This window comes from Mycolicibacterium austroafricanum (assembly GCF_902705885.1).
GTDB lineage: Bacteria > Actinomycetota > Actinomycetes > Mycobacteriales > Mycobacteriaceae > Mycobacterium > Mycobacterium vanbaalenii_A.
Window position 1 is genome coordinate 96,573 of record NZ_CACSIP010000034.1, and the last position, 16,693, is coordinate 113,265.

22 protein-coding genes are annotated in these 16,693 nt (G+C 69.5%); 9 read left to right on the top strand and 13 right to left on the bottom strand.

Annotated features, from left to right (window positions below; genetic code table 11):
* Positions 1–63 precede the first annotated feature (63 nt).
* A complete protein-coding gene (rsgA, locus tag BEMPMBAN_RS21210; RefSeq protein WP_159233224.1) occupies positions 64–1,044 on the bottom strand; it encodes a ribosome small subunit-dependent GTPase A in 981 nt (326 codons plus the stop codon).
* A 13-nt stretch (positions 1,045–1,057) separates the two neighbouring features.
* A complete protein-coding gene (gene aroA / locus BEMPMBAN_RS21215) occupies positions 1,058–2,350 on the bottom strand; it encodes a 3-phosphoshikimate 1-carboxyvinyltransferase (RefSeq protein WP_159233225.1) in 1,293 nt (430 codons plus the stop codon).
* A gap of 96 nt (positions 2,351–2,446) precedes the next feature.
* Between aroA and BEMPMBAN_RS21220 the strand changes: the two genes are divergently transcribed.
* The gene (locus BEMPMBAN_RS21220; RefSeq protein ID WP_159233226.1) at positions 2,447–3,202 is read left to right on the top strand and encodes an SOS response-associated peptidase; all 756 of its coding nucleotides are present in this window, start codon (positions 2,447–2,449) and stop codon (positions 3,200–3,202) included.
* Here BEMPMBAN_RS21220 and BEMPMBAN_RS21225 read toward each other — a convergent pair whose 3' ends face one another.
* A complete protein-coding gene (locus BEMPMBAN_RS21225) occupies positions 3,203–3,979 on the bottom strand; it encodes a class I SAM-dependent methyltransferase (RefSeq protein WP_159233227.1) in 777 nt (258 codons plus the stop codon). It abuts the gene before it with no gap.
* 25 nt (positions 3,980–4,004) lie between these two features.
* On the opposite strand from BEMPMBAN_RS21225, the gene BEMPMBAN_RS21230 reads away from it, so the two are divergent.
* Positions 4,005–4,745, top strand: coding sequence for a YqjF family protein (locus tag BEMPMBAN_RS21230; protein ID WP_234897626.1), 741 nt, complete (start codon positions 4,005–4,007; stop codon positions 4,743–4,745).
* An 87-nt stretch (positions 4,746–4,832) separates the two neighbouring features.
* Here BEMPMBAN_RS21230 and BEMPMBAN_RS21235 read toward each other — a convergent pair whose 3' ends face one another.
* The 4 genes from BEMPMBAN_RS21235 to BEMPMBAN_RS21250 are packed head-to-tail and all read right to left on the bottom strand — an operon-like array spanning position 4,833 to position 7,820.
* The gene (locus tag BEMPMBAN_RS21235; RefSeq protein WP_159233228.1) at positions 4,833–5,678 is read right to left on the bottom strand and encodes an SDR family oxidoreductase; all 846 of its coding nucleotides are present in this window, start codon (positions 5,676–5,678) and stop codon (positions 4,833–4,835) included.
* A 9-nt stretch (positions 5,679–5,687) separates the two neighbouring features.
* Entirely contained in the window at positions 5,688–6,179 is a 492-nt protein-coding gene (locus tag BEMPMBAN_RS21240) for an aminoacyl-tRNA deacylase (RefSeq protein ID WP_159233229.1), read from the bottom strand.
* Between the two features lie 22 nt (positions 6,180–6,201).
* Positions 6,202–7,155 carry a hypothetical protein gene (locus BEMPMBAN_RS21245; RefSeq protein WP_159233230.1) on the bottom strand — a complete coding sequence of 318 codons (954 nt, stop codon included), beginning with the start codon at positions 7,153–7,155 and terminating at the stop codon, positions 6,202–6,204.
* Positions 7,152–7,820, bottom strand: a complete 669-nt coding sequence (locus BEMPMBAN_RS21250) for a hypothetical protein (protein ID WP_159233231.1) — start codon at positions 7,818–7,820, stop codon at positions 7,152–7,154. Before BEMPMBAN_RS21250 ends, BEMPMBAN_RS21245 begins: the two co-directional genes overlap by 4 nt.
* 249 nt (positions 7,821–8,069) lie before the next feature.
* Between BEMPMBAN_RS21250 and BEMPMBAN_RS21255 the strand changes: the two genes are divergently transcribed.
* Together BEMPMBAN_RS21255 and rsrA are read left to right on the top strand one after the other, a co-directional pair.
* Positions 8,070–8,744 carry a sigma-70 family RNA polymerase sigma factor gene (locus BEMPMBAN_RS21255; RefSeq protein WP_425295000.1) on the top strand — a complete coding sequence of 225 codons (675 nt, stop codon included), beginning with the start codon at positions 8,070–8,072 and terminating at the stop codon, positions 8,742–8,744.
* Complete coding sequence (gene rsrA / locus BEMPMBAN_RS21260) at positions 8,741–9,064, top strand: mycothiol system anti-sigma-R factor (RefSeq protein WP_159233233.1); 324 nt, start codon at positions 8,741–8,743, stop codon at positions 9,062–9,064. The genes BEMPMBAN_RS21255 and rsrA overlap by 4 nt, the downstream gene beginning before the upstream one ends.
* On the opposite strand, the gene BEMPMBAN_RS33210 is transcribed toward rsrA, so the two are convergent.
* Entirely contained in the window at positions 9,061–9,153 is a 93-nt protein-coding gene (locus BEMPMBAN_RS33210) for a 50S ribosomal protein bL37 (RefSeq protein WP_003882799.1), read from the bottom strand. The genes rsrA and BEMPMBAN_RS33210 overlap by 4 nt on opposite strands.
* 224 nt (positions 9,154–9,377) lie before the next feature.
* Between BEMPMBAN_RS33210 and BEMPMBAN_RS21265 the strand changes: the two genes are divergently transcribed.
* Positions 9,378–9,593: a biotin/lipoyl-binding carrier protein gene (locus BEMPMBAN_RS21265; protein ID WP_159233413.1), complete on the top strand. Its 216-nt coding sequence runs from the start codon at positions 9,378–9,380 to the stop codon at positions 9,591–9,593.
* A 46-nt stretch (positions 9,594–9,639) separates the two neighbouring features.
* Complete coding sequence (locus BEMPMBAN_RS21270; protein ID WP_159233234.1) at positions 9,640–11,130, top strand: two-component system sensor histidine kinase PdtaS; 1,491 nt, start codon at positions 9,640–9,642, stop codon at positions 11,128–11,130.
* Positions 11,131–11,236: 106 nt separating this feature from the next.
* Here the strand turns inward: BEMPMBAN_RS21270 and BEMPMBAN_RS21275 are convergent, their stop codons facing one another.
* Both BEMPMBAN_RS21275 and BEMPMBAN_RS21280 read right to left on the bottom strand, forming a co-directional pair.
* The gene (locus BEMPMBAN_RS21275; RefSeq protein WP_159233235.1) at positions 11,237–11,491 is read right to left on the bottom strand and encodes a WhiB family transcriptional regulator; all 255 of its coding nucleotides are present in this window, start codon (positions 11,489–11,491) and stop codon (positions 11,237–11,239) included.
* A 258-nt stretch (positions 11,492–11,749) separates the two neighbouring features.
* Complete coding sequence (locus BEMPMBAN_RS21280; RefSeq protein ID WP_159233236.1) at positions 11,750–12,715, bottom strand: diacylglycerol/lipid kinase family protein; 966 nt, start codon at positions 12,713–12,715, stop codon at positions 11,750–11,752.
* Positions 12,716–12,802: 87 nt separating this feature from the next.
* Between BEMPMBAN_RS21280 and aroQ the strand changes: the two genes are divergently transcribed.
* A complete protein-coding gene (gene aroQ, locus BEMPMBAN_RS21285; protein ID WP_159233237.1) occupies positions 12,803–13,246 on the top strand; it encodes a type II 3-dehydroquinate dehydratase in 444 nt (147 codons plus the stop codon).
* A complete protein-coding gene (locus tag BEMPMBAN_RS21290) occupies positions 13,243–13,653 on the top strand; it encodes a hypothetical protein (RefSeq protein WP_159233238.1) in 411 nt (136 codons plus the stop codon). Before aroQ ends, BEMPMBAN_RS21290 begins: the two co-directional genes overlap by 4 nt.
* Here the strand turns inward: BEMPMBAN_RS21290 and BEMPMBAN_RS21295 are convergent.
* From BEMPMBAN_RS21295 to BEMPMBAN_RS21305, 3 genes are read right to left on the bottom strand one after another with little or no spacing between them, the layout of a single operon-like run.
* Positions 13,605–14,087, bottom strand: coding sequence for a GNAT family N-acetyltransferase (locus BEMPMBAN_RS21295; RefSeq protein ID WP_159233239.1), 483 nt, complete (start codon positions 14,085–14,087; stop codon positions 13,605–13,607). The genes BEMPMBAN_RS21290 and BEMPMBAN_RS21295 overlap by 49 nt on opposite strands.
* Positions 14,084–15,181, bottom strand: coding sequence for an isochorismate synthase (locus BEMPMBAN_RS21300; RefSeq protein ID WP_159233240.1), 1,098 nt, complete (start codon positions 15,179–15,181; stop codon positions 14,084–14,086). The genes BEMPMBAN_RS21295 and BEMPMBAN_RS21300 overlap by 4 nt, the downstream gene beginning before the upstream one ends.
* Positions 15,178–15,789, bottom strand: a complete 612-nt coding sequence (locus tag BEMPMBAN_RS21305; RefSeq protein ID WP_159233241.1) for an acid phosphatase — start codon at positions 15,787–15,789, stop codon at positions 15,178–15,180. Before BEMPMBAN_RS21305 ends, BEMPMBAN_RS21300 begins: the two co-directional genes overlap by 4 nt.
* A 58-nt stretch (positions 15,790–15,847) precedes the next feature.
* Between BEMPMBAN_RS21305 and BEMPMBAN_RS21310 the strand changes: the two genes are divergently transcribed.
* Positions 15,848–16,672, top strand: coding sequence for a ParA family protein (locus tag BEMPMBAN_RS21310; RefSeq protein WP_159233242.1), 825 nt, complete (start codon positions 15,848–15,850; stop codon positions 16,670–16,672).
* The last annotated feature ends 21 nt before the right edge of the window (positions 16,673–16,693 follow it).

Sequence of the window (16,693 nt, forward strand, 5' to 3'; positions counted from 1 at the left end):
CTTTCCGTGTACTTCGCCGTGAGCGTGCCCGGTGGGCAGTCGCTGCAAACCACGCCGCTCAGGTCAGCCTTCGCGCATCGCAGCCAGCAGCCTGCGGGCGGCGCCCACCCGCTGCGAGGCCGGGCCGGTCAGCGCGTCGAGCGCGCACTCCGGGTCTGCCGGAGCGCCCATGTGACCGCAGCCACGCGGACAGTCCGCGATGGCCTCGGCCAGGTCGGAGAACGCCATGATGACGTCGTCGGGCGCGATGTGAGCGAGCCCGAACGACCGGATGCCCGGGGTGTCGATCACCCAGCCGCCGAACGCCAACGGCAGCGCCACCGACTGGGTGGAGGTGTGCCGGCCCTTGCCCACGTCGGTGACGGTGCCGATGGCCCGTTCCGCTTCGGGGACAAGGCGATTGACCAGCGTGGACTTGCCCACCCCGGAATGGCCCAGCAGCGCGGTGACCTTGTCGGCCAGCAGGGGCACCACCTCGTCGAGTTCGTCGCCGCGGCCGGCGTTGACGATCGTGAGATCCAGGTCGGAGAACTGCGCGGTGAACGGCTCAGCCGGAGCGAGGTCGGTTTTCGTCAGGCACAGGATCGGCACCAGACCGCCGGCGAACGCCGCGATCAACGCCCGTTCGACCAGACCGGTCCGCGGCGGCGGGTCGGCCAGAGCCACCACGATCAGCAGCTGGTCGGCGTTGGCGACGAACACCCGCTCGGACGGGTCGGTGTCGTCGGCGGTGCGCCGCAACACCGTTCGACGTTCTCCGCGGCGCACGATGCGGGCCAGCGTGTCGGTGCGGCCGGAGAGGTCGCCGACGATGTCGACGTCGTCACCGACGACGATCGGGGTGCGGCCCAACTCGCGGGCCCGCATCGCGGTCACCCGGCGGGCCGGGTCGCGGCCGAGCACACATCCCCAGCGGCCCCGGTCGACGGCGACCACCATCGCTTCCTGCGCGTCGGCGTGCTCCGGGCGGGTCTTGGTCCGCGGCCGTGAGCCCCGGCCGGGTCGCACCCGGACGTCGGTCTCGTCGTATTCGCGTGGGCTCAAGCTCGCCGGCCTTCTACAGATCGGTGCTCTGACCGGCGAGCATGCCGGCCCACAGCTTCGGGAAATCCGGCATCGTCTTGGCTGTGGTGGCGATGTCGTCGACCTCGACGCCGGGCACCCGCAGCCCGATGATCGCCCCGGCGGTGGCCATCCGGTGATCGGCGTAAGACTGCCACACACCCGCGTGCAGCGGTTGTGCGGTGATCGTCAGCCCGTCCGGAGTCTCCTCGCACCGCCCGCCGAGCCGGGTGAGCTCGGTGCGCAGCGCGGCCAGCCGGTCGGTCTCGTGGCCGCGCAGGTGGGCGACGCCCCGCAGCTGCGACACCGACCCCTCGGTGGCCAGCGCGGCGAGCGCAGCCACCGACGGGGTGAGCTCGCCGACCTCGCGCAGGTCGACGTCGATCCCGCCGTAGGCCGTCGCGCCCTGCACATCGAGATGCGAATCGCCGTGGCGCACCGTCGCGCCGAGCTTTTTCAGGATCGACAGGATGGTGCCGCCCGGCTGGGTGCTCACCGTCGGCCACCCGGTGAGGCGGACCGCTCCGCCGCTGACCACCGCGGCAGCCAGGAACGGCACCGCGTTGGACAGATCGGGCTCGATCCGCCAGTGCCGCGCTGCGATCGGGCCGGGGGACACGCGCCACCGGTCCGGCTGGGTGTCGTCGACCTCGACCCCGGCGTCGCGCAGCATCGACACCGTCATCGCCACGTGCGGCGCCGAGGGCATCGGCTCGCCGGTGTGCACGATCGTCAGGCCCTCGGTGAACGCCGCGCCGGAGAGCAGCAACCCGGAGACGAACTGCGACGACGCCGATGCGTCGATCTCGACGGTGCCGCCGCGCACCGACCCGTCGCCGTGCACGGCGAACGGCAGGGACTCGCCCTCCACCCGCACCCCCAGCCCCCGCAGCGCGTCGAGCAGCGGGGCGATCGGGCGTGCCCGGGCCTGCTCGTCGCCGTCGAACGTCACCGTCTCGGTGCTCAGCGCGGCCACCGGTGGCAGGAACCGCAACACCGTGCCGGCCAGCCCGCAGTCGATGCTGCTGCCGGGGGGCGCCAGCGTGCCGCTGACCGTCAGCTCGGTGTTGTCGATGTCGGACGCATCCACCACAAAACCGAGCACCCGCAGCGCACCGATCATCAGGTCGGTGTCGCGGCTGCGCAGCGCACCGCTGATCGTCGACGGGCCGTGGTCGGCAGCCAGCGCCGCCAGCACGAGTGCCCGGTTGGTCTGTGATTTCGACCCGGGCACGGTGACGGTGGCATGTACGGGAAGGTCGGTCGACGGGGCGGCCCAGGTGCTCACGGGTTCCTATTCTTGCCTGTCGGCGAATCCGGCGCGCAGACGCACCCTCAGCGTCGCTCTGCGCGCCCGATCCGCGGTTTCTGGGACGATGGAGCCATGTGCGGACGATTCGCGGTGACCACCGATCCGGCGCTGCTGGCCGAGAAGATCAAGGCGATCGACGAAACCACGGCGGGCTCTGACAAGGGCTCGCCGGCGCCGAACTACAACGTGGCGCCCACCACCACCGTCAGCACCGTCGTCAAGCGCCATGCCGAACCCGACGACGAGTCGACCCGCCGGGTCCGGCTGATGCGCTGGGGGCTGATCCCGTCGTGGGCCAAAACCACCGAGGGCGGGGGACCGGACACCAAGGGGCCGCTGCTGATCAACGCCCGGTCCGACAAGGTGACCACGTCGCCGGCGTTTCGCACGTCGATCAAGACCAAACGCTGCCTGGTGCCGATGGACGGCTGGTACGAATGGCGCGGGCAGAAGGGCGCCAAAACACCGTTCTACATGTACGCAGGCGACGGTGAGCCGCTGTTCATGGCCGGACTGTGGTCGACCTGGCGGCCCCGCGATGCGCCCAAAGATGGGCCGCCGCTGCTGAGTTGCACCATCATCACCACCGACGCGGCGGCCCGGCTCGCCGACATCCACGACCGGATGCCGCTGACGATCAGCGAACCGGACTGGGACCGCTGGCTCGATCCCGACGCCCCGGTCGACGAAGGCCTGTTGCGCGGCCACGGCGACCTCGACCGGATCGAGATCCGCGAGGTGTCCCGGTTGGTGAACAGCGTCCGCAACAACGGACCGGAACTCATCGAACCCGCCGAACCCGAGCCGGAGCAGGCGACGCTGCTCTAGTCAGCGCCGGGTGGCCGTCACCACCGCGTAGGGCACGTCGAACGAGATGCCGCCGCGGCCGTCGCTGTGGACGCGCAGCGCCTGGTCGAACGCCGCGATCAGGTTGTCCCGTGCCGGGCCCGGTACCCGGCCCAGCACATCCACGTGCATCGGCGACTCGTCGGTGAGGAAGTTCATCGCCGCGGCGTGGGAGGCGAACTGCCAAGTGTGCCAACCCGATCGGATCGAGACATCGTCGAACTCGGCGACAAGCCGGGCCTCGGTGGTGGCTGGGTCGCCCCACTGGTCGGGCGAGTAGCCCCGGTCCGGCGGCGCGCCCAGCGTCGCGACGATCGGGTCGTAGAACGGGTTGTCGGTGCCCCGCACCCAGGTGGAGAACGCCAGCGTGGCGCCCGGGGCGAGCAGCCGGGCGATCTCGGCGATCTGGGCCGTCGGCTCCACGAACACGATGCCCATGTTGGACACCGCGGCGTCGAACGAGGCCTGGGGAAGTCCGGTGTCGGACGCGTCGGCCGTCACCCAGTTCACCGAGGTGCCGCCGGTCTTCTGGGCGCCGAGGGCGAGCAGTTCCGGCGTGATGTCGACGCCGGTGACCCGCGCGCCGCGGGCGGCGGCCGACAGCGCGGCGTTGCCGGTGCCGCACGCGAGGTCGACCAGGTTCACGTCGCGCAGCGGCCGGCGCAGCTCGACGGCGTCGAGCACTTCCTCGGCGATGTTCGCGATGCGCTGGGCAACAGCCTCGTAGCGCCCGGCAGACCAGATAGTCGGTGATGACACGCCACCAGCGTGCCACGATGACGAGGTGAATGGTGAGCTCGGTCCCGGTGGTGTCAGCCTGCTGGCGCCGCCGCTGATAGGCCCCGTGCTCTTCGACCAGTTCTGGGCGAACCTGACGTTCGTGCACTGGCCCGTCGACCCCCGCGCGGTCGCGCATCTCTTCCCGCCCGGCACCCGGCCGGACGTCTTCGACGACGGGCTGACCTATGTCGCCCTGGTGCCGTTCGTCATGCGGCACACTCGGCTGGGCAGCTCGTTGCCGCTGCCGTACCTCGGCACGTTCGCCGAGACGAACGTCCGGCTCTACTCGGTCGACGGCGCAGGCAGACACGGCGTCCTGTTCCGATCACTGGAGACCGAGCGGCTGGCTGTCGTCCCTACCGTGCGGACCAGCTTGGGGGTGCCCTATACGTGGGCGAAGATGCGCGTTACCCGGTCGGCGGACCGCATCTGCTACGTCAGCACCCGGCGCTGGCCGGACCGCGGGCTGCACAGCCGGGTCACCGTCAGCGTCGGCGCCACCGTGGAGCCGACTGCGCTGGAGATCTGGCTGACCGCGCGATGGGGCGCGCACACCCGCAAGGCGGGCCGCACCTGGTGGCTGCCCAACGAGCACACCACCTGGCCCCTGCACGCCGCGGAGATCGTCGAGTTCGACGACGAGCTGGTGGCGGCTGCGGGCATCGCTGTGGCCGGGCCGCGACTGCGCGCGGTGTTCTCGCCCGGGGTGCACACCCGCTTCGGACGACCGGCCCGCGTCGCCTGACAGCCGGGTTGGCTGAGCCGCGAAATATCATTCCGGGCTGTGGTTGGAGTGGATAGCGCAACCCGGAATGATATTTCGCGGGGAGACTCAGGGCTGGGTGTAGCCCGGCGGGTTGGCGCTCTCGACCCAGAAGTCCACGCCGAGGTCGGAGCCGGGGATGCAGTCGTAGACCGACAGGTCGGTGACGCCCGACTCCAGCAGCACGTCCTCGCACAGCAGCGTGTTGCCGGTGTAGCTGGACGGCTTGGTCAGCACCACGTACGCGGCGTCGGCGTACACCTCGGGCTTGCGGGACCGAGCCATCGACTCGTCACCCCCGAGCAGGTTCTGCACCGCGGCGGTGGCCACCATGGTCCGCGGCCACAACGTGTTGGAGGCCACCCCGGCATCGCGCATTTCTTCAGCAATTCCCAAGGCGCACAACGTCATCCCGTACTTGGCCATCATGTACGGCGTGGGCTTGAGCCACTTGGATTCCAGCAGGATGGGCGGGGACAGCGTCAGCACGTGCGGGTTGTCCCGGCCCTTCATGTGCGGCAGGCAGGCCTGCGACACCGCGTAGGTGCCCCGCACCTGGATGCCGTTCATCAGGTCGAAACGCTTGAGCGGGACGTCCTCGATGGAACCCAGGTTGATCGCCGAGGCGTTGTTCACGCACATGTCGATGCCGCCGAACTGTTCGACGGCCGCTGCGACGGCGGCGGCCACCGAGTCACCGTCGCGGACATCACCGACGATCGGCAGCGCCTGACCGCCGACCTCCTCGATCTCCTTGGCGGCGGTGTAGACCGTGCCGGGCAGCTTGGGATGCGGCTCGGCGGTCTTGGCGACCAGCGCGATGTTCGCGCCGTCGGCTGCGACGCGTTTGGCGATCGCCAGCCCGATGCCGCGGCTGGCGCCGGAGATGAACATGGTTTTCCCGGCAAGTGACATGGGCCCACCCTAAATGGCGCGGATGTCCGCGGTCACCGCCTTGGTGAGCGCGATCAGATCCGCCGGGGCCAGCGCGATGTCCCATCCGCGCTTCCCGGCGCTGCACAGCACCCGGTCCCAACCCAGCGCCGACGAGTCGACGACCGTCGGCAGCAGCCTGCGCTGGCCGAGCGGAGAGATGCCCCCGAGGACGTAGCCGGTGGTCCGCTGCGCGTCGGCGGGCTCGGCCATGGTGGCCTTCGGTACACCGAGCGCCGCGGCGGCGGCCTTTAACGACAGTTTCGACGGCACGGGCAACACCGCGACACCGAGCCCCTTGGGGAGTGCGACGACGAGGGTCTTGAAGATCTGCCCGGGGTCGACGTCGCCGGTGCGCGCCAGTTCGTCGACCGCCTCGTCACCGAACGACTCGCTGCGGGGGTCGTGCTTGTACTGCACCACGGTGTGCGGGATGCCGGCGGCCAGGAGGGCCGCGATCGCCGGTGTTGCTGCACGCGCCACCGGCCCAGCGTAGAGCCGGGTGTCACCGCGATCCGGATCGCCATGTGATCCGCGCCGGTGTGTCGGTACCGACGCGGGCCAGGCGCCGGGACGCCCTCAGTCCGACGCCGACCATCACCACGGCGAGCACACCGTTGAGCGCTGCCAGAGCGTTCACGGCGCGGCCGGTGCGGTCGGCGACGGGAACAAAATCCTCGAGAAAGGACCGGGTGTCGCCCACCGCGATCGTCTGCACGTTCGCCAGTCCGGTGTAGGAGGTGGCACCGCCGGCGCCCATGTCGCCCTGCAGCTCGCCCCACACCACCACCGGGTCACCGCGGTGCAGCACACAATCGCCGCCGGTGGAGGGCCACGCCCAGGCCTGATCGGTCCCGATCGGCCCGGTGACGATCGGCGGACCACCGGGTAGGTCGAGCAGATACCGGGTGGGCAGCTGGTGGGCCGTGGCCGGGAGCCGAAGCGGCCCGATCGTGGGACACCGGTACCACGCCACCACCCCGGGCTCGAACTCCGTTGCGGCGGCACTGATCCTGGCCTCCAGCAACACGGGGCCGGGCTGGGTCGGTGAGTCGCGCCAGTCGATGAACTGGTCGCGGGTGCGCAGTTGGGGCAGGTCCCGCACTCGTGACACATCGTGCGCGGCCGAAGCCAGAAATGCGCCGATCGCCAGGTACAGGGCGGCCACCGCCGTGAACACCAGCGCGACGGAGTGCCGGTCGTTCCTGCTGACGAGCTGGGGCGCCGCCCGGACGGCGAGCAGCACCGCGACGAGCGACAGCACCACCGTCGCAACGGAGATCCTTGCTGCCCTGGCGAACAGGTCAGGCGCCACCTCGCCGGTGAGTACCACCGCCAGGAGCAGCGCCACCACGACGCAGACCACCAGAGCGCACAGCCGCAGCGCCCGGTGGCGCCAGCGATGGGCGAGCACCGCCGCGCCCAGCCCCACCGCACCCCACGCGGCAGCCAGCGTCACGTCCCGGTCCGGCCGATCGCGTCGCGGCACCGCACACCGAGGTCGACGAATGCGTCGAGGTGTTCGACCGAGCGCAGAACGTCGGCGCGGACGCGGACGCGGACACCGGTGTCGTCGATCGTCAGCACCGGCTGCTCCCGTTCGGCACGATGCACCGCGCACCATGCGGTGACGGCGTCGGCGACGCCGGTGAGTGCCGCCACCGGGCCGTACCCGTCCGTCGCGAACACCAGCAGACGTCGGTCGGCCGACGGCACCGCGCGAAGAGGTCGGCCGTCGCTGACCCGATCGATGCCCAACAGCCGGGTCATCGCCGGTGTCGCAGATCCGAGCAGCTCTGCGGCGAGGTCCCCCAGCTGCGGATCAGGCGCCGGGCCGGCGACCAGCGCCGCTTCGTGCGTGGCGGGGGTCGGAGCACTCCACACGCTGGTGACGACGTGTGAGCTCGGTGGCGACATCTGCGCGGCGAACGAACGGCTCATGGTGACGGTCCAGTCGCCGGTGGCCGGGACGATGGTGGTGGTGTCTCCCCGGCGGGTCCGCTGCCAGCCACGGTGCGCCAGCGCGGAGCGGAATGCGCCGCGACGGCGGAGCAGCCACACCCACACCGAGGCGGCGACCGTGAGCGCGACCGCGACGACGAGGAGGTTGCTGAGCAGGTCCATGGCGAAGTCAGTATCGCCGACCTGCCGCAGGGCTGCGATATGCCGGGGAACAACCCCACCCGTCAGCGCTGTTGTTCACCACAGCTGTGGTAGCGCGCGGCCGAGCGAAGAAAGTCGTCGGTCGAAACCTCTAGGATCTGCAGAAGGGGATTGATGGTGCCAGTGTTGGCCATGGAGGCCCCGTGGCGTCCGGTGGGTTCACCGGACGTAATTGGCGGCGCCGCGACAGAAGGGACGGTGTTCCCCACGATGACCGACACCGATGGGTTGGCTTCCAAGAGGACCCCGAAGACAGCCACAGACGAGCCTGTGGAGACTCCGGTCGAGTCGGATGCGGAGCTGACCGCGCGATTCGAGCGTGATGCCATCCCGATGCTCGACCAGCTCTACGGCGGCGCGCTGCGGATGACCCGCAACCCCGCCGATGCCGAGGATCTGCTGCAGGAAACGATGGTGAAGGCCTATGCCGGGTTCCGTTCGTTCCGGGAGGGCACGAACCTCAAAGCGTGGCTGTACCGCATCCTGACCAACACCTACATCAACAGCTACCGCAAGAAGCAGCGTCAGCCCGCTGAGTATCCGACCGAGGAGATCACCGACTGGCAGCTGGCGGCCAACGCCGAACACACCTCGACGGGGTTGCGTTCGGCCGAGGTCGAGGCACTGGAATCGATGCCCGACAGCGAGATCAAGGAAGCGCTGCAGGCGCTGCCCGAGGATTTCCGGATGGCGGTGTACTACGCCGACGTCGAGGGCTTTCCCTACAAGGAGATCGCCGAGATCATGGACACGCCGATTGGGACGGTGATGTCGCGGTTGCACCGCGGCAGGCGCCAGCTACGCGAGTTGTTGGCCGGGGTGGCCCGTGATCGCGGGTATCTGCGGGGTCAGCAGCTCGACGCTCCGGAGGAGGTTTCGTCATGACCGGCACCGATTCGACCGGGGCGTCGGACAATGAAGAGCGGTGGACCCCGCCGATCGGCCCGGTGGACCCGGAGCATCCCGAATGCGCCGCGGTGATCGCCGAGGTCTGGACGCTGCTCGACGGTGAGTGCACCGTCGAGACCCGCGACAAGCTGCGCCAGCACCTCGAGGAATGCCCGACGTGCCTGAGGCACTACGGGATCGAGGAGCGGGTCAAGAATCTGATCGCCACCAAGTGCAGCGGCGAGCGGGCCCCCGAGGGGCTTCGTGAGCGGCTGCGCATCCAGATCAGCCGCACCACGATCATCCGCGGCGGCTAGCGCACCGACTTCGAACCGGCGTTGGGCCGCTTGCCGTGGTTGGCCTTCGAGTGCTTGCGGTCGCGCTTCTTACGGCCACGCTTGGCCATGGTGTACCTCCAGGTAGTCGATGGGTGGTTGTCCCGCACGGGCGGGAGCGTTGATCCATTGTCGCATGCGGGACCGACACCGGTTTCGCGGCGGCGACACATGCAAGTGCTGCGGGAACCGCGTCCGCTCCGCGCTCCGGCGCGTCGTTGTGGTTCGATAGGACTTCGATAGGACGTGGTCCGATAGGACACGACAGCACCAGCGGTGGATGAGTGGGGTGAAGATGGCCGAGGACGTTCGCGCCGAGATCGTGGCCAGTGTGCTCGAGGTCGTGGTTCACGAGGGCGATCAGATCGGTGAAGGCGACACCTTGGTGCTGCTCGAGTCGATGAAGATGGAGATTCCGGTGCTCGCCGAGGTCGCGGGGACGATCAGCAAGGTCAGCGTGGCCGTCGGCGACGTCATCCAGGCCGGCGACCTCATCGCCGTCATCAGCTAAGCACCCCTTGACCTGGACCGACCCGACGTCACGAACGCGGTAGGCGATGTCCACCCTCGGTGACCTCCTCGCCGAGCACACCATCCTGCCCGGCAGCGCCGTCGACCACCTGCACGCCGTGGTGGGCGAGTGGCAGCTGCTGGCCGACCTGTCGTTCGCCGACTACCTGATGTGGGTGAAGCGCGACGATGGCAGGGTCGTCTGCGTGGCCCAGGTGCGGCCCAACACCGCGTCGACGGTGCTGCTGGCCGACGCCGTCGGAACACTCGCCGAGGGCGAGGACATACCCATCGTCGCCGCGGCGTTCCAGTCCGGCGCCATCGGCCGCGCCACCGTCGAGGGACGGAACGGGTCACCCGGGCTGAACGTCGAGGCCGTGCCGGTGCGCCAGGGCAGCGACGTCGTCGCCGCGCTCACCCACCAGACGTCGCTGGCGCCGCGGCAGGCCAGCCCGCTGGAGACCGCGTACGTCGCCTGCGCCGGCGACCTGCTGCACATGTTGTCGGAGGGCACCTTCCCCAACGTCGGTGACCTCGCGATGTCACGATCGAGCCCCCGGGTGGGCGACGGCTTCATCCGGCTCGACGAGACCGGGGTGGTGACCTTCGCCAGCCCGAACGCCATCTCGGCGTATCACCGGATGGGGCTGGCGGCCGAACTCGGCGGCCACAACCTGGTCAGCATCACCCGCCCGCTGATCTCCGATCCGTTCGAAGCCCAGGAGCTGGCCAACCATGTCCGGGATTCACTGGCCGGTGGCTCCAGCATGCGGATGGAGGTCGACGCCGGCGGTGCGGCGGTCCTGCTGCGCACCCTGCCGCTGGTCGTGCACGGTGCCGCGGTGGGCGCCGCGGTGCTGATCCGCGACGTCACCGAGGTCAAGCGCCGGGATCGGGCGCTGCTGTCCAAGGACGCCACCATCCGCGAGATCCACCACCGGGTGAAGAACAACCTGCAGACGGTGGCCGCGTTGCTGCGGCTGCAGGCGCGCCGCACCAACAACGCCGAGGGCCGCGAAGCGCTCATCGAATCGGTGCGGCGGGTGTCGTCGATCGCGCTGGTGCACGATGCGCTGTCGATGTCGGTCGACGAGGAGGTCAATCTCGACGCGGTGATCGACCGGATTCTGCCGATCATGAACGACGTCGCGACGGTTGACGCCCCGATCCGGATCAACCGGGTGGGGGAGCTGGGTGTGCTCGACGCCGACCGCGCCACCGCGCTGGTCATGGTCATCACCGAGTTGGTCCAGAACGCGATCGAGCATGCCTTCGACGAGAGCACTGCGCAGGGCTGCGTCTCGATCCGTGCCGAACGCTCCTCGCGCTGGCTCGACGTCGTGGTGCACGACGACGGACGCGGCCTGCCGGAGGGCTTCAGCCTGGAGAAGTCGGACCGACTCGGTCTGCAGATCGTGCGCACGCTGGTCTCGGCGGAACTGGACGGATCACTGGGGATGCACAACGCCGAACCCGGCGGCACCGACGTGATTCTGCGGGTGCCGATCGGCCGACGGGGCCGCACGAACCAATATTGACCGCCACCGAAAAATGGCGCTGTGTGACGGGAATTCGTCGAATTGTATTCACAAAGTGACGGCCCCGACTTTTGTCGGGGCCGTCACAATGAAAGTGCTGAACGCGTCAGACGCTGCTGCGCGCCTTGGTGCGAGCGTTGCGACGCTTGAGCGCGCGACGCTCGTCCTCGCTCATGCCGCCCCACACGCCGGCGTCCTGACCCGACTCCAAAGCCCAGCTCAGGCACTCCGCGGTGACCGGGCAGCGGTTGCAGACAAGCTTCGCGTCAGCGATCTGGGCGAGGGCCGGACCGCTGTTTCCCACCGGGAAGAACAGCTCAGGATCCTCGTCGCGACAGACCGCCTTGTGGCGCCAATCCATGGGGCTAACTCCTTTTCGTGTGCGCAGCAGAGCGCACGAGCTTTACATCGGCTGTTAACGCAAGCGCACCAAATGTTTCTGCGCTGTTGCATCCGATGCTTTCACAGGCTGAACAGATGTCAATAGCAGTTCGTTAACACGTGGGCTATCTCACTGCCGAGGTCGGGTACCGGATGCCTAACTCCGTTGTACTACGATTAACCCACCTGCGCCCTGATTCCGCACTGTGACCTAGCTTGCGCAGCTGGTCTCTGCTGGTCAGGGCGTTTCTATGAGCGAAATCCGGGGCGGGGCCACCACAGCGAGGGCGTCCGGCACGGCGGTGAACTCCATCGCCTCGCGCAACCCGAGATAGTCGCCGTCGATCTGACAGGCCACAGGCGTGTCGCTGGTCACCTTCAACCACGCGAGGTCGTCGTCACGGATCAGGTGCTTGGCGTCGATCCGCGGCTTGCGGGCGAGCATCCGGCGCACCAGGGCCAGGTTCGCCCAGACGTTCATGCTGGTGATCGCGAACACGCCCAGCCCGGTCTCGAAGGTGGTGTCGGGATTCGTCCACACCGGCCGCGCGTTGGCGTAGGTCCACGGGCTCGAGTTCGACACAAACGCAAAATGCACGCCGGAGACCGGCTCACGACCGGGCAGCTGCAGGGTCAGTGTCGGCTCCTTGCGGGCGCTGGACAGCATCTCGCGGATCGCGACGCGGATATAGCGCGACGCGGTGACCTTGCGGCCCTTGGCCCGCTGCGCCTCCACCGCGGCGACGACGTCGCCGTCGACGCCCATACCCGCCGTGAACACCCCCCACCGCTCCTGGCAGTCCATCAAACCGATACGCCGCCACGTCCTGCCGCGCCGGTAGTCGCCGAGCAGGTCCACCAGCTGGTTCGTCGCCTCGACCGGATCCGGGCTGATGCCGAGCGCGCGGGCGAACACGTTGGCCGAACCGCCGGGCACCACGCCCACCGCGGGCGCGTCGCCGCCCGGTCCCTGCTCGTCGAGGATGCCGTTGACCACCTCATTCACCGTCCCGTCGCCGCCGTGCACGATCAGCACGTCGACCCCGTCACGGGCAGCCTGCTGCGCGATCTCGATGGCGTGGCCGCGGTGATCGGTGTGCACCACGCTGAGCGTCACCCTGCTCTCCAGGGCGTGGGCCAGCAGATCGCGGGCGGCAGGCGTCGTCGAGGTCGCATTCGGGTTCACGATCAGCACGGCGCGCACGAGGGGTGAGCCTAAACCGCCTCGGGGGTGACGCCCAAGCTCGCGCAGTGCCTCGGGTCGACGGTGCTTCGCCGGTACCGTACAACGGTGACCGAACGTCGACTGCTGCTCGTCAACGGGCCGAACCTGAACCTGCTGGGCACTCGGCAACCCGAGGTGTACGGAACCACCACGCTGGCCGACATCGAGGCAAGGGTGGCCGAGGTGGCCGCCGAGTCGGGGCTCGACACCAGGGCCGTGCAGAGCAATCACGAAGGCGTGCTCGTCGACGCGATCCATGCGGCGCGCGCCGACTGTGCGGCCATCGTCATCAACCCCGCCGCCTACAGCCACACGTCGGTGGCGATCGCCGACGCGTTGCGGTCGGTCGGGCTGCCGGTCGCCGAGGTGCACCTGAGCAACATCCATGCCCGCGAAGAGTTCCGCCACCACTCGTATGTCTCCGCCGTGGCCGACATGGTGGTGGCGGGCGCCGGTGCGCTGGGCTACGAGATGGCGGTGCGGTACCTGGCCGAGAGGTTGGCGCGATGATTCCCCTCGCGGTGCGCGTGGCCGGCGCCATCACCGCGCTGCAGGGCACGCTCGCGATCGTGATGGCCATCGCGCTCACGGTGCGCGAACTCGGCGGCCACCGCGAGGCCGCGATCAGCGGGTACGGCACGGCGGCGTGGTTCGCGATCATGGGATCGGCGGTGCTGGCCGCCGGCTGGGCCCTGGTGACGGGGCGACGATGGGGCCGAGGTGTTGCGGTGTTCGCCAACCTGCTGCTTCTCGGCGTCGCCTGGTACGTCTTCAGCTCCGGCCAGTTGCAGTACGCGGTGGTCGTCGCGCTGATCTCGGTGGCGGTGCTCGCGCTGCTGTTCAGCCCGTCGGCCGTGCACTGGCTGAGTCAGGACTCGCGGGCCAGCGCCGACAGCTCCGAGCCGGACACCCGGTAGGTGATCCAGTCGCTCTGCGGCCGGCCGCCGACGCTGTCGTAGAGCGCGATCGCGTCGACGTTCCAGTCGAGCACCGCCCAGGACAATCTCGAGTAGCCGTGATCGACGCATTCGCGGGCCAGCGTCGCGAGAAGGGTGCGGGCCAGCCCCCGGCGGCGGAACCGCGGGCGCACGAACAGATCCTCGAGGTAGATCCCGGCCACCCCGTCCCAGGTCGAGAAGTTGCGGAACCACAGCGCGGCGGCCGCCACCTCTCCGTCCACCTCGGCGAGGTGCCCGTAGACCACCGGGTGCGGACCGAAAAGCGCTTCCCGCAGCTGGGTTTCGGTCACCGTGCAGTCAGCCGCGGCGTCTTCGAACTCGGCGAGCTCGTGGATCATCGCGGTCAGCTCGGCCTCGTCGCCGGGGCGGACGACACGGATCAGGTCGTTCACGGCTGCACTCCCAACGCCGACAGAATGGTCCTGAATTTGGTTGTGGTCTCTGCGACTTCGTCGTCCGGGTCGGATTCGGCGACGATGCCGCCACCCGAGTGCGCGTCGGCGGTTCGCCGGTCGGCGGACAGCTGCGCACACCGGATCGACACCACCCACCGGCCGTCGCCGCGCTGGTCACACCAGCCGACCGCCCCGGCGTAGAAGCCGCGATCGCCCTCGATCTGGCCGATCAGCGCGGCGGCCTCGGCGGCGGGAGAGCCGCCGACCGCCGGGGTGGGGTGCAGCGCGAGTGCCAAATCCAGTGCAGTGGTTGATCTTTCGCGCAGCAGGCCGGAAATGGGGGTGTACAGGTGCCACACCGCGGCGGTCTTGGTCAGCTGGGGTTGGTCGGCGATCTGCAGCTCGGTGCACAGCGGCTCGAGGGTTTCACGCAGGGCGTCGACCACAAGCTGATGCTCGTGGCGGTCCTTGGCCGATGCGGCCAGCGCGGCGCCGCTGGCCTCGTCGGCCCGGGGATCGGCCAGCCGTGGCGCCGATCCCGCGAACGGCCGGCACATGACCTGTTGGCCGCGGCGGGCGACGAGCAGTTCGGGGCTGGCGCCGACGAGCGCGGCGCCGGAGTACCCTTCGCCCGCCGCGGACAGGTCGACGAGATAGCAGCTGGCGAGTGCGTCGTCGGCGACCAGTCGCTGCAGCACCGTTCGGGCGTCCAGTGGTCCGTCGGCGGCCACCCGGAGCGCGCGCGCCAGCACCACCTTGTGCAGGTCGCTGGCCGGGTCGCGCAGCCGGGTCAACGCCGCCGCGACGCGTGCGCGGTGTTCGTCTGCGGCCGGTATCGTCTCGGCGACCCGCGCGACGGGGAGCTCGCGCACCGGCCATTCGGGCAGCGTTTCGGTGAAACCGACCGCCTGCGGCCGGATCAACGCCGCCGGATTCGAGAGGTCAAAAGGCAAGGCGCCCAAGATGATCGGCGCGCTGTGTGAGGCCAGGGCGGCCCGCGCGTCGGCGATCTTCGGGAAGGCGGTGTGCACTCCGTCGGCGGTGATCACCCCGTCGGGACCGGTGAGGACGAACGTCGGCTCGCGGGTCACGCCGGTGCGGCCGGGTCCGGGTGTCCGGTCAGCGCCAACGCGCTGAGCTGACGCACGCCGTGCTCGAAGCTGCAGATCGCGATCGACGCGGCCGGCATCGAGACCCGGATGCCTTCGTAGACGGGCTGCTCGATCCAGCGGACCACCAGCGCGCGGGAGAAATGGCCGTGCCCGACGAACACCACGTCGCGGGACTCCATGTGGTGCAGCGCCAGCTCGATCGCGCGGTCGGCCCGCTCACAAACCTGCGCGGAGGTCTCGCCGCCGGGGCAGCCGTGCGTCCACACCAGCCAGTTCGGCACCGTCTGGCGGATCTCCACGGTGGTGGTTCCCTCGTACTCGCCGTAATCCCATTCGCTGATCAGCGGATTGACGTCGTCGACGGTGAGACCGGCCAGATCGGCGGTGACCCGGGCGCGCTTGCGAGGGCTGCTGACCACATACGGATCGTCCAGCCGCAGCTGCTGCAGCGTCTCGGCTGCCGCGGCGGCCTGCTCGCGGCCGCGTGGAGTGAGTTCGAGCTCGGTGCGGCTGGTGTGCTGACCGGTCTTCGACCACTCCGTCTCGCCGTGTCGGAGCAGGATCAGGCGGTGCTGCAGAAGGCCCACAGGTCCGATTCTGCCGCACGCCGCGTCGGCACTCGCGGGTGCATGACAGGATGGTGCTGTGACGCGGGTACTTGCGGTCGCCAATCAAAAGGGTGGGGTCGCCAAAACGACGACGGTGGCGTCGCTGGGTGCGGCGATGGTGGAGCTGGGTAAGAAGGTGCTGCTCGTCGACCTGGACCCTCAGGGATGCCTGACGTTCTCGCTCGGCCAGGACCCCGACAAGCTCGCCGTCTCGGTGCACGAGGTGCTGCTCGGCGACGTCGAACCCGACACCGCGCTGGTGGAGACGTCGGAGGGAATGACGTTGCTGCCCGCCAACATCGATCTGGCGGGCGCCGAGGCCATGCTGTTGATGCGGGCCGGCCGCGAGTACGCCCTCAAACGCGCGCTGGCGAAGATCTCCGGAGCCGCCCCGGCGGCGACATCGGACTCGGGACAGTTCGACGTCGTGATCATCGACTGTCCGCCGTCGCTGGGGGTGCTCACGCTCAACGGCCTCACCGCCGCAGACGACGTGATCGTGCCGCTGCAGTGCGAGACGCTCGCCCACCGCGGCGTCGGTCAGTTTCTGCGCACCATCACCGACGTCCAGCAGATCACCAACGCCGACCTGTCGCTGCTGGGCGCGCTGCCCACGCTGTACGACTCGCGCACCACCCACAGCCGCGACGTGCTGCTCGACGTCGCCGACCGGTACAACCTCCCGGTGCTGGCGCCGCCGATCCCGCGCACCGTGCGGTTCGCCGAGGCCAGTGCCTCGGGTTCGTCGGTGCTGACCGGACGCAAGAACAAGGGCGCGCTGGCCTACCGCGAACTCGCCGGCGCGCTGCTGAAGTACTGGAAGAACGGCAAAGCGCTGGCCACCTTCACCCCCGAGGTGTGACTCGGGCGCACTTCGTCACGC

Excerpts from the sequence above, each read along its gene's own strand:
- BEMPMBAN_RS21235 (WP_159233228.1), bottom strand. The coding sequence starts at position 5,678 with ATGTCACTTGCCGGGAAAACCATGTTCATCTCCGGCGCCAGCCGCGGC.
- rsrA (WP_159233233.1), top strand. The coding sequence starts at position 8,741 with ATGACCGGCACCGATTCGACCGGGGCGTCGGACAATGAAGAGCGGTGG.
- BEMPMBAN_RS21250 (WP_159233231.1), bottom strand. The coding sequence starts at position 7,820 with ATGGACCTGCTCAGCAACCTCCTCGTCGTCGCGGTCGCGCTCACGGTC.
- BEMPMBAN_RS21270 (WP_159233234.1), top strand. The coding sequence starts at position 9,640 with ATGTCCACCCTCGGTGACCTCCTCGCCGAGCACACCATCCTGCCCGGC.
- BEMPMBAN_RS21275 (WP_159233235.1), bottom strand. The coding sequence starts at position 11,491 with ATGGATTGGCGCCACAAGGCGGTCTGTCGCGACGAGGATCCTGAGCTG.
- BEMPMBAN_RS21290 (WP_159233238.1), top strand. The coding sequence starts at position 13,243 with ATGATTCCCCTCGCGGTGCGCGTGGCCGGCGCCATCACCGCGCTGCAG.
- BEMPMBAN_RS21255 (WP_425295000.1), top strand. The coding sequence starts at position 8,070 with ATGACCGACACCGATGGGTTGGCTTCCAAGAGGACCCCGAAGACAGCC.
- BEMPMBAN_RS21220 (WP_159233226.1), top strand. The coding sequence starts at position 2,447 with ATGTGCGGACGATTCGCGGTGACCACCGATCCGGCGCTGCTGGCCGAG.
- BEMPMBAN_RS33210 (WP_003882799.1), bottom strand. The coding sequence starts at position 9,153 with ATGGCCAAGCGTGGCCGTAAGAAGCGCGACCGCAAGCACTCGAAGGCC.
- BEMPMBAN_RS21265 (WP_159233413.1), top strand. The coding sequence starts at position 9,378 with ATGGCCGAGGACGTTCGCGCCGAGATCGTGGCCAGTGTGCTCGAGGTC.